This window comes from Chelativorans multitrophicus (assembly GCF_011317445.1).
GTDB lineage: Bacteria > Pseudomonadota > Alphaproteobacteria > Rhizobiales > Rhizobiaceae > Chelativorans > Chelativorans multitrophicus.
Window position 1 is genome coordinate 82,780 of the sequence record NZ_JAAAPL010000001.1, and the last position, 15,578, is coordinate 98,357.

The following is a 15,578-nucleotide window of genomic DNA, read 5'->3' on the forward strand; positions in this document are numbered from 1 at the left end:
CCGCCTGTTATGGCGATCTTATACCCCGCCTGCCGGCCTGTCGCGGCCCCGTTTGAGCAATGCACGTTGTTCACAGGCTAGCGGCCAAGGCTTGTCTCATCCCCGGTCGCGGAATTTGTTGGTGATGGGATAGCGCCGGTCGCGCCCGAAATTCTTCTTTGTGATCTTCACGCCGGGTGCTGCCTGACGGCGCTTGTATTCGGCGACGTAAAGAAGATGCTCGATGCGATGGACAAGATCGCGATCGTGTCCGCGCGCGACGATCTCGTCCACCCCCAATTCATTCTCGACCAGGCATTCGAGGATATCATCCAACACGGCGTAAGGCGGCAGGGAATCCTGATCCGTCTGGTTCTCGCGCAGTTCGGCCGAAGGCGCCTTGTCGATGATCGATGCGGGGATCACTTCGCCGGAAGGCCCGAGCGCGGTCGGCGGCACATGCGCATTGCGCCAGCGGCAGAGCGCGTAGACCTGCATTTTATAAAGGTCTTTTATCGGATTAAAGCCGCCATTCATGTCGCCATAGAGCGTGGCGTAGCCGACGGACATTTCAGACTTGTTGCCGGTGGTTACCACCATGGAGCCAAACTTGTTCGAGATCGCCATAAGCAGCGTGCCGCGCGCCCGGCTCTGGAGGTTTTCCTCGGTGATACCCTCTTCGGTGCCCTCGAAAAGCTGGCCGAGCGCATTCCTGAAGCCTTCCACCGGCTCGTTGATGGGTACGATGTCATAGCGGCAGCCGAGCGCCCGCGCGCAAGCCTCCGCGTCCCGCAGCGATTCCTTGGATGTATATCGATAGGGCAACATGACCGCCCTCACCCGCTCTTCCCCCAAGGCATCAACGGCAAGCGCCGCGCAGAGCGCGGAATCGACGCCCCCGGAAAGGCCCAGCACCACATTCTTGAAGCCGTTCTTGTTCACATAGTCGCGAAGGCCAAGCATGCAGGCGCGGTAGTCCGCCTCCTCCTTCTCGGGAATGATCGCCATTGGCCCCTCGGCACAGACCCATTCATCGTCCTTTCCCCTTTGCGCGCCTGCGGCGTCGCGGCCTCTGCGCCAGGTTGTGACGGCTACCGCCTCCTCGAACTGGCTCATCTGAAAGGCGAGCGACTTGTCGGCCTGGATCGCAAAGGAAGCGCCGTCGAAGACCAGTTCGTCCTGCCCGCCAAGCATATTGGCATAGACGATCGGCAGGCCGCTCTCGATCACCTGCACGATGACGACCTGCTGACGCACCTCCACTTTGCCCCGGTAGTAGGGCGAGCCGTTTGGAACGAGGAGGATTTCGGCACCGGATTCAGCAAGGGTTTCGCAGACGTCGAGCTTGCCCCAGATATCCTCGCAAATGGGAATTCCGATGCGCACACCGCGGAAATTCACCGGGCCGGGCATGCTGGGAGCGGCATCGAAGACGCGCTTCTCGTCAAACTCGCCGTAATTTGGCAGGTCGAGCTTATAGCGCTCGGCGATCACTTTTCCGTCGTCGAGCACCACGACCGCGTTGTGCACGCCGCTTTCGCGCTTGAGCGGCGTGCCGATGATGACGCCAGGGCCGCCATCGGCCGTCTCGGCAGCCAGTTCCAGCACCGCCTTCTCGCAGGCTGCGACAAAGGCCGGTTTCAGCACAAGATCCTCGGGCGGGTAGCCGGCGATGAAAAGCTCGGTGAAAAGAACGAGATCCGCGCCTTTCCGCGCCGCGTCCGCGCGCGCCTCGCGCGCCTTGGCGAGATTGCCGGGGATGTCGCCCACCGTGGGATTCAGCTGGGCGACGGCGATGCGGAAAATGTCTGGAGCGGCGTTCGTCATGAAGCTCATCTAGCTTGCGTCCGGAAGGCTTGCAAGGATCGGCGCCCGTATGGAAGCCTGCAGCGCCGCAGAGATCGTGCTTTGCCTGCCCCGCTCACCTGCTGCCAATGCCGTTTTTGGCCGTTTCGCCCGTTGAGCGTTCAGGCATGGATCCTCGGGTCAAGCCCGAGGATGACGAAGTGGAGAGGTCTCCGCTAGTCTCCGGCACTGGCGATTGGTGGAAACGCATCCCCCGTCGTCATCCTCGGGCTTGACCCGAGGATCCGTGCCTGAGCATTGCCGCCTCACCAGCAAGGGCTGTGGAGTAAAAGTCCTCAGCCCGCCGCGATCTTCCTCTCAGGATGAGCCGCGGCATCCTTTTTCAGAAGTTCCGCCACCAGGAAAGCAAGCTCCAGCGCTTGATCGGCGTTGAGGCGCGGGTCGCAATGGGTGTGATAGCGGTCCTGCAGATCGTCAGCCGAGATGGCACGGGCGCCGCCCGTGCACTCGGTAACGTTCTTGCCGGTCATCTCGATATGGATGCCGCCCGGATGCGTGCCCTCGGCCCGGTGCACGTCGAAGAAGGTCTGCACCTCTTTAAGGATGCGGTCGAAGGGCCGCGTCTTGTAGCCGTTGAGCGAGATGGTGTTTCCATGCATCGGATCGCAGGACCAGACGACTCTGCGCCCTTCCCTCTCCACCGCACGAAGCAGCTTGGGCAGGTGATCAACGACCTTGTCGGCGCCGAAGCGCGCAATAAGGGTCAGCCGGCCAGGCTCGTTTTGCGGATTGAGCGTATCGATCAGGCGGATGAGCGTGTCAGGCTCCAGAGACGGGCCGCATTTTAGGCCCAGCGGGTTTTTGATGCCGCGGGCATATTCCACATGGGCATGGTCGGGCTGGCGCGTGCGGTCGCCGATCCAGATCATATGGCCGGAGGTCGCATACCAATCACCGGAGGTCGAATCGACGCGGGTCAGCGCCTCTTCGTAGCCGAGGAGCAGCGCTTCATGGCTGGTGTAGAAATCCGTCTCGCGCAGCGAGGGATGGCTTTCGGCATTGATGCCGATGGCCCGCATGAAATCCATCGTCTCGCTGATGCGGTCCGCCAGCGCCTTGTAACGCTCAGCCTGCGGGCTGTCGGAAAGGAACCCCACCATCCATTTGTGCACGTTCTCCAGATTGGCATAGCCACCCTGGGCGAAGGCGCGCAGGAGATTGAGCGTCGCGGCCGATTGACGGTAGGCCATTTCCTGGCGCGCGGGATCGGGAATGCGCGCAGCTTCGGTGAAGTCGATACCATTGATGATATCGCCCCGGTAGGAAGGCAATGTGACATCGCCCTTCGTCTCCGAATCCGACGAGCGCGGCTTGGCGAACTGACCGGCGATGCGCCCGACCTTCACCACGGGCTGCGCGCCGCCGAAGGTCAGCACCACGGCCATTTGAAGGAAGACGCGGAAGAAGTCGCGGATATTGTCCGCGCCGTGCTCGGAAAAGCTTTCGGCGCAATCGCCACCCTGAAGCAGGAAAGCCTCGCCATCGGCGACGGCAGCGAGCTGTTTCTTGAGCTTGCGCGCCTCACCTGCAAAAACGAGCGGGGGATAGGTGGCCATGCGGCCCTCGACCTCGGCCAGCGCTGCAGAATCCGGATAGGCCGGAACCTGCTGGATCGGCTTGCTTCTCCAGGAATTCGGGGACCACTTCGTCATATCAATTATCCATAGGCTTCCTCCCTGCGGCGTTCACCGGCAGGTTGCGGCTATTTAGCGGAAGCTTCGCCCGGATACTACCCCGCATTTCGCCGTGAATCGACGTAAAATCGTCTTTCGGGGTCCTATGCGGCGATTCCCGCTCGCCATTGGTTGGCGAGCGAGAGGAGGCATGCCTTTACACCCGCTCACCGTTTCTAACGCGATAGGAGGGCTGGTACATGGTCACCAATTCCTCCGCCGCCGTCGGGTGGACGGCCATGGTGCGGTCGAAGACGTCCTTCGTGAGCCTGCCTTTGATCGCGATCCCAAGAAGCTGCGCCATTTCGCCGGCATCGGGCCCCAATATGTGCGCGCCAACAACGCGCTTGGAAGCGGCATCCACCACGAGCTTCATGATCATCTTGTCCTGCCGGCCGGCAAGCGTATGCCGCATCGGGCGGAAGCTGGCGCGGTAAATCTCCAGCTCCTCGAAATGCTTTCCCGCCTCCTCCTCCGCTAGGCCCACGGTGCCGATCTCCGGCTGTGAGAAAACCGCCGTGGCGATATCCCGATGATCGACAGTGGTCGGGTTGTCCTTGAAGGCGGTCTCGATGAAGCACATGGCCTCGTGGATCGCGACGGGCGTCAGTTGCACCCGGTCCGTCACGTCGCCGATCGCCCAGATGTTCTCGACATTGGTGCGCGAATAGCCGTCGACGAGGATCTCGCCACGCACGCCCGTCTCGACACCCGCGGCTTCCAGCCCCAGGCCCTCGGTATTCGGAACGCGGCCGATGGCGAGCATGATCTTGTCGAAGGTCTCGACGCCTCCCGACATCAAATGGGCGGCAAGCCGGCCATCGGGCTGCTTCTCCACCTGCTCGATAATGTCCTGGCAGAGGATGCGGATGCCCTTGGCTTCCATTGCTTCGTGCAGGCCCTTGCGGAGATCGCCGTCGAACCGGCTCAGAATTTCCCTGCCGCGGTAAATCAGCGTCGTCTTCACGCCGAGGCCGTGGAAGATGTTGGCGAACTCGACGGCAATATAGCCGCCGCCCTCGATGGCGATCGAGGCGGGCAGTTCTTCGAGGTGAAAAGCTTCGTTCGAGGTGATGCAGTGCTCCCGGCCCGGGAGCGCCACATGCGGATTTGGCCTGCCGCCGGTGGCGACCAGGATATGTTCAGCCGTGAAAGTTTCACCGCCGACACGCACCGTATGGCTGTCGACGAGAACCGCCCTGCCGTCGATCAGGCGAGCGCCGGCATTCTCGAGGCCTTTGCGGTAGAGACCTTCAAGCCGTGCGATCTCCTTGTCCTTATTGGCTATTAGGGTCGCCCAGTCGAAGCGGCTCTCGCCCACAGCCCAGCCGTAACCGGCGGCATCCTCGAAATGCTCGGGAAATTGAGAGGCGTAGACAAAAAGCTTCTTGGGCACACAGCCGCGGATCACGCAGGTGCCGCCGAAACGGTATTCCTCCGCGATCGCGACACGCTTGCCCATGGAGGCCGCGACCCGCCCGGCCCGCACGCCCCCGGAGCCGCCGCCGATCACGAAGAGGTCGAGGTCGTATTTCGCCATGATTCTCCCGCTGCTCTCGTTCCGCTTCCTCGCAGCTATGACTTTGCAGCGCAAAAAGAAAGCCCGGCGCTAGGGCCGGGCCTTCAATTCTATTCAATATTGCTGCCGAGCTCAGTTGGAACTGGGCGCTGCGGCCGCACCATCGGTTTCTTCCGCAGGCGCCTTCGGAGCCTCGGCGCCGGCCGCGACCTGAAGCGTTTCCACCACGGAGTTGGTCAGATCGCGTGCAACGCCGCGCCGCCAGATTTCAGCCGCCTGCAGCAGTTCCCGCGTGACGATGGGGCCATCGGAGAGGAGCTTCTTGCCCGTGGGAGAGTTGTAGAAGGTCGCTATATTCTGCAGATCCTCCTGGCTGAACAGGCGCGCATAGGCAATTGCGGCCTCCTTCTCCAGATCGGCTCGACGTGCAGCCAGGTCAAGCGCCTTCTCATCCACGGTGGTGTTGATCAGATCCACCAGGTTGGGGCTCTGCTGTATGAGCTGGGCTTTGAGGGATGCGGCGGCGTCGGGCAGGTAGTTGTCGAAAGGATCGGTGGCGTTGATCGCGTCGATGGCGGCGCGCGCAGCCTTCAGATGCTCTTCCGAAACCTCCTGCGCGCCTGCCGGGAATGACAGAGCCGTCAGTGCTACCGCGGCGGTCAATGCGATCATGCGAGCGCGTTGGGCCAGTTTCATCTTCGCTTCTTCTCCATGTCTAGATTCGGCTGCCGGCGTCGAGCGTCCTGACACCGTTCCTGCCTGCAATAATCGCCGCGCCAGCCAGTCCGATGAAGAGACCGTGTTCCACAACACCGGGAATTGCATTCAGCGCCTCCGCCAGTGCTCTTGGCGCTTGAATACGGCCAAAAGATGCATCGATTATGAAATGTCCACCGTCCGTTACGAACGGCTCCTGGCCGGCCATACGTGTCCTCATCTCGCCGGCAAGACCGAGGCGCGCGGCGGCGGCCTCAATGGCGATCCTGGTGGCGCGAAGGCCAAAGGGATTCACCTCGATGGGCAGCGGAAAGGTGCCAAGCACATCAACGACCTTGCTCTCATCGGCAATCACGATCATCCGGCGTGAAGCCGCGGCAACGATTTTCTCGCGAAGCAGCGCACCGCCGCCGCCCTTGATCAGCGTGAGGTCCGGCCCCACTTCGTCCGCGCCGTCCACCGTCAGATCAAGTTCCGGCGTCTCATCCAGCGTCGAAAGGGGAACCGACAGCTCGCGGCAAAGGGCAGCCGTGCGCTCGGAGGTGGGAACGCCGACGATCTTCATCCCCGAGCTAACGCGCGTCGCAAGCAGCCGCACGAACTCCTCGGCGGTCGAGCCCGTGCCGATTCCAAGCTTCATGCCATCTTCGACATAGCCCAGCGCCACCCTGGCGGCTTCAATCTTAAGCGTCTTTGCGTCCGTCACTATCCTGCCCCAAACCAGACCGGCTTCCTAACCCGTTTCACCTTTTCCCGCAAATGCTTTGCAGCTGTGAATGGTGCACCGTATCGGGCAGGCGCCAATGATAGTTCCATAGCCTTCCTTGAAGAATGGGCTCATGCGGGTTATCGCGTGAGGATCAACGAGGGACGATTCATGATATCGCCGATCATCGTGTTCGATCTCGACGGCACGCTCGTCGACACCGCACCCGACTTGCTCGACAGCCTCAATCACTGCCTGCGCACGATCGGCTTGCCCGAGGCGGAACCCAAGGAACTCCGCCGCTTCGTGGGTTTCGGAAGCCGTGTGATGATCGAGCGGGCTTTTGCCGCGCATGGACGGCCGACAAACAACGAGGAGCTTGAAGCGCTGCAGAAGCTTTTCATCGAGCACTACACCGCCGCGATGCCAGGGCTTTCGCGCCCATTTCCCGGCGTTCTGCAAGCCTTGGCGCGCTTTCGCGAGGCCGGCTTCATCGCGGCTGTGTGCACCAACAAATTCGAAGGCCTCTCACAGGCCCTGCTCGAAGCGCTGGATATCGCGGATCGCTTCGAGGCAATTTGTGGTTCGGATACATTTGGCCATCGGAAGCCCGACCCGCGTCACCTGACCGATACGATCGAGCGGGCCGGAGGAGACCGGCATCGCGCCATCATGGTTGGCGATTCGCGTACGGACATCGATACCGCCAAGGCGGCAGGAATCCCTGTTGTCGCGGTTGATTTCGGCTACACCGACCGGCCGGTGCGCGAGTTCGAGCCGAGCGTCGTCATCTCTCATTTCGACGAATTGACCGTGGAGCTTGCGGGCAAGCTGATCAAATCGGCTGCGGGCCAGCCAGTGGCTTGACTTCGCCACCGGGGCTCCCTTATATCGCCGCGCGCTTGGCGATTTGCCGCCGGGCGGGCGCGTAGCTCAGCGGGAGAGCACACCCTTCACACGGGTGGGGTCGTAGGTTCAATCCCTACCGCGCCCACCATCTTCTTGAGCCACTTTCCAACACTCTAGGCCTGCTGCTCCGCCAGATCATGCTCATCGTCAGGCGGACCGTCCTGCAACGGCCGCCTTGAGCGCAGGCGCTTGGCGGCGACTGCGGGCCGCTCCCCATCGTTCCGGGGCGCACGCGGCTTCGCTTTGGCGGGCGAATTCATGGCTTCTTCACTGGAATCTGTGGAATCCATCAATGGCTTTGTCAGCCGTGCCAGATCTTCATTGCTGACGTTGAGCGTGACATGCGGGAATGGGATTTCGATTCCCCGCTCCTCGAACAACTCCTTGATGATCTCATTGTAGAGACGGCCAATCGCCCACTGTCGTCCGGCCTGCGTCTTGATGCGTGCGCGCACCATGATTGCCGAATCGCCGAACTCGGTCACGCCGTGCATCTCCAATTCGCCGATGATGTGCTCGCCTTCCTCCGTCTTCTTCAGGCGTTCAAAGGCATCCTGCATGGCGCGCTTCACTTCGGGAACGCTTACCCCGTAGTCCACACCGATATTGGCAACGTGGTAGCTGAAGTTCTTCATGAAATTCGATACGGAATCCACCGACGAAAACGGGATAAGATGGTAGGCGCCATCAAGCGAGCGCAGCGAAACCGAGCGGATCGTGAGACGTTCGACCGTTCCCGTCACCCCGCCGGCTGTGACGACGTCTCCCTCGTTCATGGCATTTTCGAACTGGATGAAGGCGCCCGTTATGATGTCCTGCACCAGCTTTTGCGCGCCGAAGCCGACGGCAAGTCCGAGGATACCGGCGCCTGCCAGAAGCGGAGCGATGTTCACCCCGAGTTCGGAAAGGACAAGCATGCAAGTCAGGACGCCGAGCGCGACGGTGAAGGCATTGCGGAAAAGCGAAAGCAAGGTGCGCTCCCGCGCACTGGGCTTGCTCCCCTTCGGCGGGTCGAGCCGGTATTCCACCCAGGACTGGACGACAATATAGATCAGGCTGCCGGCGATCAGGATGATCCCCGCCGACAAGATGGAGGTGACGATACGCTGGCCGACCTCGCTCGAAATCCAACCCAGGAAATCGGCTACAAGCCAGATCTGGGCGGAGGCGATAATGACGCCGATTACAATAACGCCACGCGTTACCCGCAGGACATTCGGCACGAAAGCGTTGAGGCGCTGTTCAAGCAGCGGCACACGTGTGCGAATATCGTCGGGCAAATGCATGCCGCCTGCGGCTATCCGCGTCACCGCCATGGTGAGCGCAGTGCCGATGGCGATCGCGATGAATGTCTGCGCAGTGGCGGTCAGCACGAAAGGCAGCGCGGCTTCATGGTCGGCAAGCCAGAGGCCGAAAATCAGTATGAGATAGGCGATCGCGACCACGTTCCAGAAGCGGGCGAGGATCGAAAGCGCGCGGGAAATCACTTCGGACTTGACGCGTTCCGCCCCAAGCATAAGCCAGGAGCGGACGAGATCGCGGTTCTGCATAATGATGATGCAGGCCATGGTGAGCGCACAGAAAAGCACAAAGGCGCGCAATACCTGAGCTGCACCATAGGATACGCCGGAGGCCAGAAGGGGGGCCAGAAAAAGGAAAGCGTAGCCTAGAATGCTGAGGAGCCTGCTCGACCAAAAATACCAATAGGCGGAAGTGGTATCGCCGATCCGCAGAAAGCGCAGTGCGGGCCATCTGGGCGCAAGCAGCACACGAGCCACGACTTTCGCCAGCTCAACAGAAAGGAAGGCGCCCAGGAAAAGCGTTTGGCCGCCTCCCGCCCGGTCCGCCAAATCAAAGTAGATAGCGGGCACATAGCCGGCTGCCCACGCCAGAAGCACGGTAGCCGTGTCGAACAGAGCCGACGCAAGGATCAGGCCCGAGCGCCGCAGGGGACCGGAACCGGCTGCTGCCGCGGCAAGGGCGCGCTGGATGCGCAGAAAACCAAGGCGCAGCAGGAAAAAGGCCGAAAAAGTAACGACGGCGACGACGATGACCGTGCGCACGGCATTCCATATGATGGAGAAATCCACAGTCGTCGTGCCGGTGAGCACATCGGAAATATCGCCTGACAGGCGAACCACGGCAGAAATGAATGCTGCCGAGCTTTCCACCGCAGCACGCGCATATTCGCCGATCTGGAGCACCCCGGTGGGCGTTGCCTCCTCCGCGGCCTCCTCCGTCTCGGCCTGGCGCAATGTCTGGATCAGGCGCGTGCGCGCCTGATCGTTTTCCAGAATTTGGATGAGTGCTTCGACATCGCCTGGAGACTCAGCCGCTTCAGCACCACTCGCGCCGTTCGCTGACTGTGCAGCAACCGGTGATGCGCAAATCAATAAAAAGAGGAGAGCCAAAATCCGCATAAGACCCCCGCAGGAAGCTCCAGCGACTGCCGCCAATCGTCGCCACCTTCTTCTAAGCAGCTGCTGCTTAACCAATTATTAGTTTGCGGCGATAGAGAGGCAGCCAGCTAAGCTGCATATCCGTCAGCAGATGCAGCGAAAAGGCTTCCCGGTGATTTGACCTTTCCGGTCGCGCGGGCGATATGGAGCTTTGGAAGAACTGCTTGCCTCGCCATTTCCATGATATTTCCCTCCCCGCTCACCGAAGCCCGGCTCATCCGCCGCTATAAGCGCTTTCTGGCCGATGTAGTGCTTGCGGACGGAACGGAACTTACGGTTTCAGTGCCCAATACCGGATCGATGCTCGGGCTCACCGCGCCGGGATCGCGCGTGCTCTTGTCGAAATGGGACGATCCGAAACGCAAATATCCCTATCGGCTGGAAATCGTGGAAGCGGACGGAACGCTGGTGGGTATCAATACAGGCCTGCCGAACCGGCTTGCGGCGGAGGCTATCCGCGCCCGTCTGGTGGGCGACCTCGGCACATATCCGGTGATACGGCCCGAACAGCGCTATGGCGAGCGCTCGCGCATCGACTTTCTTCTGGAGCACCCGGAGCGCCCGCCAGCCTATGTGGAGGTGAAAAACGTGCATTTCATGCGCGAGGCCGGGCTTGCCGAATTTCCGGATACGAGGACGGACCGCGGCGCCCGGCACCTCGACGAGCTTGCAGCCATGCGCAGGGCAGGCAACCGCGCCGTCATGATCTATGTGGTCCAGCGGGCCGATTGCTCCCGATTCCGCCTTTGCGCGGATCTTGACGCCTCTTATGCCGCGGCTTTCGGGCGCGCGAGGGATGCGGGGGTTGAAGCTTTCGTGATAGGGTGCCAAATCTCTGCCGACGCGATCGCTCCCGATCGCCTGATCGATTTGGATTTTTAGGACGCCTCAATGGTCACCTATCTCGATGCGGACACGGCTCCGCTGCGCAACACCGGCCAGATCCGCCTATACGGCAAAGACGGCTTCGAGGGCATGCGCAGGGCCTGCCAGCTCACCGCGCGCTGCCTGGACGAACTCGTCTCGATCGTGAAACCGGGCGTGACGACGAACGCGATCGATCAGTTCGTCTTCGAGTTCGGGATGGACCATGGGGCGCTTCCCGCCACGCTCAACTACCGCGGCTACACGAAGTCCACCTGTACCTCGATCAACCACGTCGTCTGTCACGGCATCCCCGACGATAAGCCGCTTCGCGAAGGCGACATCGTCAATATCGACGTGACCTATGTGCTCGACGGGTGGCACGGAGATTCAAGCCGCATGTACCCCGTGGGGCAGATCAAGCGAGCCGCCGAACGGCTTCTGGAAGTTACCCACGAATGCCTCATGCGCGGCGTGGAGGCGGTGAAACCGGGCGCGCGAACGGGCGCTATCGGCGCTGCGATCCAGACTTATGCTGAAAATCAGCGCTGCTCGGTGGTGCGCGATTTCTGCGGACATGGCGTTGGCCGTCTGTTCCACGATGCGCCAAACATCCTGCATTACGGCAGCCCCAACGAGGGCGTCGAGATGCGGCCGGGCATGATCTTCACGATCGAGCCCATGATCAATCTTGGCAGGCCGCATGTGAAGGTGCTGTCGGATGGCTGGACCGCCGTCACGCGGGACCGTTCCCTCTCCGCCCAATACGAGCACAGCGTGGGTGTCACCGAAACAGGCTGTGAAATTTTCACTCTCTCTCCAGCAGGGCTTGATCGCCCCGGCCTCCCATAGTTACCCTGTAGTCGATTGGGGACGGGGCAAAGCTGATCATGGCGGAAAGCGGCAACGGCGGGTTCAGCGAAGGTGCGCTGCGCACAACAGAGAACGTACCGGGCAAGACGGAAACACGTATCAAGAAGCATTACGAAGGCCACCGCGAGCGCTTGCGCGAGCGTTTTAACGAGGCCGGCGCGGATGCGCTTGCCGACTATGAGCTTTTGGAGATGGTGTTGTTCCGCTCCGTGCCACGCGCCGACACCAAGTGCGCGGCCAAGGCACTGCTCAACCGATTCGGCTCGATCGGCGAGGTTCTGGGGGCGCCGGAACATCGCTTGAGGGAGGTGGAGGGCATCGGCGAGGCGGCCGCCCGTGACCTCAAGCTGATCGCCGCGCTCACGCAGCGCATGCTGCGCAGCGAGGTGCGTGGAAAGCAGGTGCTTTCCTCCTGGACCCAGGTGCTAGACTATTGCCGCGCGGCGATGGCCTATGAGGATCGCGAGCAGTTTCGGATACTCTTTCTCGACAAGAAGAACGCGCTGATCAAGGACGAGTGCCAGCAGACCGGCACGGTGGATCATACGCCTGTCTATCCGCGCGAGGTGGTAAAGCGCGCTCTGGAACTATCGGCAAGCGCCATCATCCTGGTCCACAATCATCCCTCGGGCGACCCGACCCCTTCGCGGGCCGATATAGAGATGACGAAGCTGATCGCGTCGACGGCGGAGCCGCTGGGAATCACCGTGCACGATCACATCATTATCGGCAAAAAGGGCCATGCCAGCATGAAGGGTATGCGGCTGTTTTGAGCGAAGCAGCGAGGGTGACCAGGGGTTGTTGATCGACGCGGCTTTCTTGCTGCGGCCTCACCGCCTCGGTCTATTCGCTATTCCTTATTCCGCCGCCTCTACCACATGCGCCTCGACGATGCCGCGAATCTCTCCGCGGCAGGAGCCGCAATTGGTGCCGGCCGACAGGGCGCGGCCGATGGCTTCGACGGTTCGGCATCCGCCGCGGGCGGCAGCGGCGATCTGGTTGGCTCCAACACCAAAGCAGGAGCAGACGATGGCGCCGATTTCCGGGCGGTCGGCTTCTGCCCTGCCCGCCACCACGCGATAGCGGGAGCATGGGTCGGGATGAGCGCTTCCAAGCTGCGCGACGGCGAAGGAGCGCGAGACGGCTACGGGGTGCGCAGAGAGATAGAGCGCGCCCACCATGCGCTCGCCATCAAAAGCCGCGAGCCGATAATCTCCCCTCTTGGGATCGTGATAGGCTAGGATCTGCGTCTTGCCGGTCGACTTTATGAGCCGTCGAAGCAGGATCTCCGGGCTTTCCGACAGCGCGCCATGCGCCAGTTCGATGCGCCAGCCGCCGTCGGCGCGGGCCAGCGCCCAATAGTCCAGGCCATCCCACTCCGGGCGGCTTTGCAAAACGGCAAAGCCGTAAAGAGCCGCCTCGAAGCGGCTTACGCGCACCGCGACGTTCTTCAACGCCGGCTGGCCGGAGATGGGATCGGTGATAGGGGCGACAAGCGCATCCACCCTGCCCTTGGCGGAGAACTGGTCGGTCCAGTGCATCGGCACGAAGACGGAGCCGGAACGCTGCCGCGCCGAGATCAGCGCACGGACGATCACCGCGCCATGCTGGCTTTCCACGCGCACGAGATCGGCATCGCCGATGCCGAGACGGGCGGCATCCTCTGGATGCAGTTCGGCATAGGGCTCGGCCAGATGGGCAGAAAGCCGGGCGCTTTGACCCGTCCGCGTCATGGTGTGCCAGTGATCGCGCACGCGGCCCGTGTTGAGCACTAGTGGGAAGTCCGCATCCGCGACATTTCGCACCCGCGGAAAAACGGCGATGAACCGCGCGCGGCGATCAGGGGTATAAAAGCCTCCATCGGCAAAAAAGCGGATATTACCCCCCTCTGGCCTGCCGGCCATCTCCCCCTCAAGGGGGGAGATTATGCCGGCCGCAAGTTCCGAGGCTTCATCTGCAACATTGGCGATTGGCGAAGGTCCCAGTGAAAGCTGATTTCCCCCCTTGAGGGGGAGATGGCCGGCAGGCCAGAGGGGGGTGCTTCCCAGCGATGGCGCTGGCCATTGGAAGGGCTGGAGCGCTTCAAAGGCAGGGGCAGAGAGGCCGGCATAGACTCCAATGTCGAAATCGCGCGCGCCATCATTTTCGTATGCGGAAAGCGCGGCATGCTCGCGGAAAATTTCCGCAGGTGTTGAATAGGCAAAGCCTTCCGCAAATCCCATTCGCCGGGCTACCTCGACCACCTGCCACCAGTCGGGCCGGGCCTCGCCGGGCAATGGCAGGAATGGGCGCTGGCGGGAAATGCGGCGCTCCGAATTGGTCACCGTACCATTCTTCTCGCCCCAGCCGGCCGACGGCAGCTTCACATGGGCGTGGCGCAGCGTATCGGTCGCCGCGGAAATGTCGGAGACCACGACGAAGGGACAGGCTTTCAATGCCGCCTGCACGAAATCCGCATCAGGCAGGCTGTCGGCCGGGTTGGTGGCCATAATCCAAAGCGCCTTGATGCGCCCGTCGGCCACGGCACGGAACAGCTCCACGGCCTTGAACCCGGATTTTTCCGCCAGGCGCGGCGCCCGCCAGAAGCGCCGCACGATTTCGCGATGCCAAGAATTTTCCAGGTCCATATGCGCGGCCAGCATGTTGGCTAGCCCGCCAACCTCACGCCCGCCCATGGCATTGGGCTGGCCGGTGACGGAGAACGGCCCCATACCCGGCCGGCCGATCCGGCCCGTCGCCAGATGACAGTTGATGATAGCGCTGACCTTGTCGGTGCCGGAAACCGACTGGTTGACGCCCTGGCTGTAGACCGTAACCGTGCGCTCATTGCCGACAAAAAGGTCGAAAAACGCCAACACTTCGGAGGCGGCCAGGCCGCTCTCCAAAGCCACCCGTTCGGTATTGAAAGCACGTGCAACCGCCAATGCTTCATTGAAGCCGTTTGTGTGGTTTTCTATGTAATCTCTTGATAATGCTCCAGTTATATCGAGATAGCCGAGCAGGCCAGTGAAAAGCGCCGCGTCGCCATCGGGCGCGACGGCAAGGTGTAAGTCGGCGATGTCGGCCGTCATGGTGCGGCGTGGGTCGATCAGCACGACCTTCATTTCCGGGCGCTTATCCTTCGCCGCGGCAAGCCGCTGATAGAGGACGGGATGGCACCAGGCGAGATTGGAGCCGACGAGCACGACAAGATCCGCAAGCTCCAGATCCTCATAGGTCCCCGGCACCGTGTCTGCGCCGAAGGCGCGGCGGTGGCCCGCGACCGAGGATGCCATGCAGAGCCGGGAATTCGTGTCGATATTGGCCGAGCCGATGAAGCCCTTCATCAGCTTGTTGGCGACGTAGTAATCCTCCGTCAGCAACTGCCCGGATACGTAAAAGGCGACGGAATCCGGCCCGTGTTCCTTGATCGCATCCGAAAATCGTTGCGCCACGAGTGTGAGCGCCTCGTCCCAGCCCGCGCGGCGGCCGTGTATGTCCGGATAAAGAAGCCGTTCTTCCAGGCCAATGGTTTCGGCGAGGGCTGATCCCTTGGAGCAGAGCCTGCCGAAATTGGCCGGGTGGTCGGGATCGCCCTTAATTGCAACCGTGCCGTCGGGCTGCGGCGTGGCGATTACGCCGCAACCGACGCCGCAATAGGGACAGGTGGTGCGCACCTCCGCCAGTTGTTCATTATCGACCTTCACGCCGCTTTCTCCGCCATGTCGGTGAGGCCAAGCAAAATGCGATCGCCCTCAAGCCGGACCGGAAAGGGCGCGGTGGCTCCCTCATCCGCGCCTTGGGCAAACCCCGTCTCCAGCGAGATCACCCAATTGTGCAGCGGGCAGGTCACGCAGCCATCATGCACGATGCCCTGGCTAAGCGGCCCTCCCCGATGCGGGCATTTGTCCTCCAGAGCGAAGATGCGATTGTCGGCTGTACGGAATACGGCAATTTTGGTGTTGCCGGTCTCCACGCAGCGCGCGCCGCGGAGGGGGATATCCTCGAGCTTACCGATAGCGAACCAGTTCATG

At 61.8% G+C, this 15,578-nt stretch carries 12 protein-coding genes and 1 tRNA gene; 5 read left to right on the plus strand and 8 right to left on the minus strand.

Annotated features, from left to right (window positions below; translation table 11 throughout):
- Positions 1–96: 96 nt before the first annotated feature.
- From GNP00_RS00375 to rpiA, 5 genes are all read right to left on the minus strand, one after another.
- Complete coding sequence (locus GNP00_RS00375; protein ID WP_011580802.1) at positions 97–1,815, minus strand: NAD+ synthase; 1,719 nt, start codon at positions 1,813–1,815, stop codon at positions 97–99.
- Between the two features lie 305 nt (positions 1,816–2,120).
- Positions 2,121–3,497 (minus strand): class II 3-deoxy-7-phosphoheptulonate synthase, encoded by a 1,377-nt coding sequence (locus tag GNP00_RS00380; RefSeq protein ID WP_011580801.1) that lies wholly within the window; start codon positions 3,495–3,497, stop codon positions 2,121–2,123.
- Positions 3,498–3,675: 178 nt separating this feature from the next.
- Positions 3,676–5,058 carry a glutathione-disulfide reductase gene (gene gor / locus GNP00_RS00385; protein ID WP_011580800.1) on the minus strand — a complete coding sequence of 461 codons (1,383 nt, stop codon included), beginning with the start codon at positions 5,056–5,058 and terminating at the stop codon, positions 3,676–3,678.
- A 111-nt stretch (positions 5,059–5,169) separates the two neighbouring features.
- The gene (locus GNP00_RS00390; protein ID WP_011580799.1) at positions 5,170–5,733 is read right to left on the minus strand and encodes a DUF2059 domain-containing protein; all 564 of its coding nucleotides are present in this window, start codon (positions 5,731–5,733) and stop codon (positions 5,170–5,172) included.
- Positions 5,734–5,752: 19 nt separating this feature from the next.
- The gene (rpiA, locus tag GNP00_RS00395) at positions 5,753–6,460 is read right to left on the minus strand and encodes a ribose-5-phosphate isomerase RpiA (protein WP_011580798.1); all 708 of its coding nucleotides are present in this window, start codon (positions 6,458–6,460) and stop codon (positions 5,753–5,755) included.
- A gap of 171 nt (positions 6,461–6,631) precedes the next feature.
- On the opposite strand from rpiA, the gene gph reads away from it, so the two are divergent.
- A complete protein-coding gene (gene gph / locus GNP00_RS00400; RefSeq protein WP_011580797.1) occupies positions 6,632–7,327 on the plus strand; it encodes a phosphoglycolate phosphatase in 696 nt (231 codons plus the stop codon).
- Between the two features lie 55 nt (positions 7,328–7,382).
- Positions 7,383–7,457 (plus strand) — tRNA-Val (locus GNP00_RS00405).
- Positions 7,458–7,482: 25 nt separating this feature from the next.
- Here the strand turns inward: GNP00_RS00405 and GNP00_RS00410 are convergent.
- The gene (locus GNP00_RS00410; RefSeq protein ID WP_011580796.1) at positions 7,483–9,789 is read right to left on the minus strand and encodes a mechanosensitive ion channel domain-containing protein; all 2,307 of its coding nucleotides are present in this window, start codon (positions 9,787–9,789) and stop codon (positions 7,483–7,485) included.
- A 219-nt stretch (positions 9,790–10,008) separates the two neighbouring features.
- On the opposite strand from GNP00_RS00410, the gene sfsA reads away from it, so the two are divergent.
- From sfsA to radC, 3 genes are read left to right on the plus strand one after another with little or no spacing between them, the layout of a single operon-like run.
- On the plus strand, positions 10,009–10,710 hold the full coding sequence (gene sfsA / locus GNP00_RS00415) for a DNA/RNA nuclease SfsA (RefSeq protein ID WP_011580795.1): 702 nt from the start codon (positions 10,009–10,011) through the stop codon (positions 10,708–10,710).
- A 9-nt stretch (positions 10,711–10,719) separates the two neighbouring features.
- On the plus strand, positions 10,720–11,544 hold the full coding sequence (map, locus tag GNP00_RS00420) for a type I methionyl aminopeptidase (RefSeq protein ID WP_011580794.1): 825 nt from the start codon (positions 10,720–10,722) through the stop codon (positions 11,542–11,544).
- A gap of 38 nt (positions 11,545–11,582) precedes the next feature.
- Entirely contained in the window at positions 11,583–12,338 is a 756-nt protein-coding gene (gene radC / locus GNP00_RS00425) for a RadC family protein (protein WP_166015683.1), read from the plus strand.
- Positions 12,339–12,422: 84 nt separating this feature from the next.
- On the opposite strand, the gene GNP00_RS00430 is transcribed toward radC, so the two are convergent.
- Both GNP00_RS00430 and nirD read right to left on the minus strand, forming a co-directional pair.
- Complete coding sequence (locus tag GNP00_RS00430) at positions 12,423–15,251, minus strand: molybdopterin-dependent oxidoreductase (protein WP_011580792.1); 2,829 nt, start codon at positions 15,249–15,251, stop codon at positions 12,423–12,425.
- On the minus strand, positions 15,248–15,577 hold the full coding sequence (gene nirD, locus GNP00_RS00435) for a nitrite reductase small subunit NirD (protein ID WP_041545306.1): 330 nt from the start codon (positions 15,575–15,577) through the stop codon (positions 15,248–15,250). The genes GNP00_RS00430 and nirD overlap by 4 nt, the downstream gene beginning before the upstream one ends.
- Between the last annotated feature and the right edge of the window lies 1 nt (position 15,578).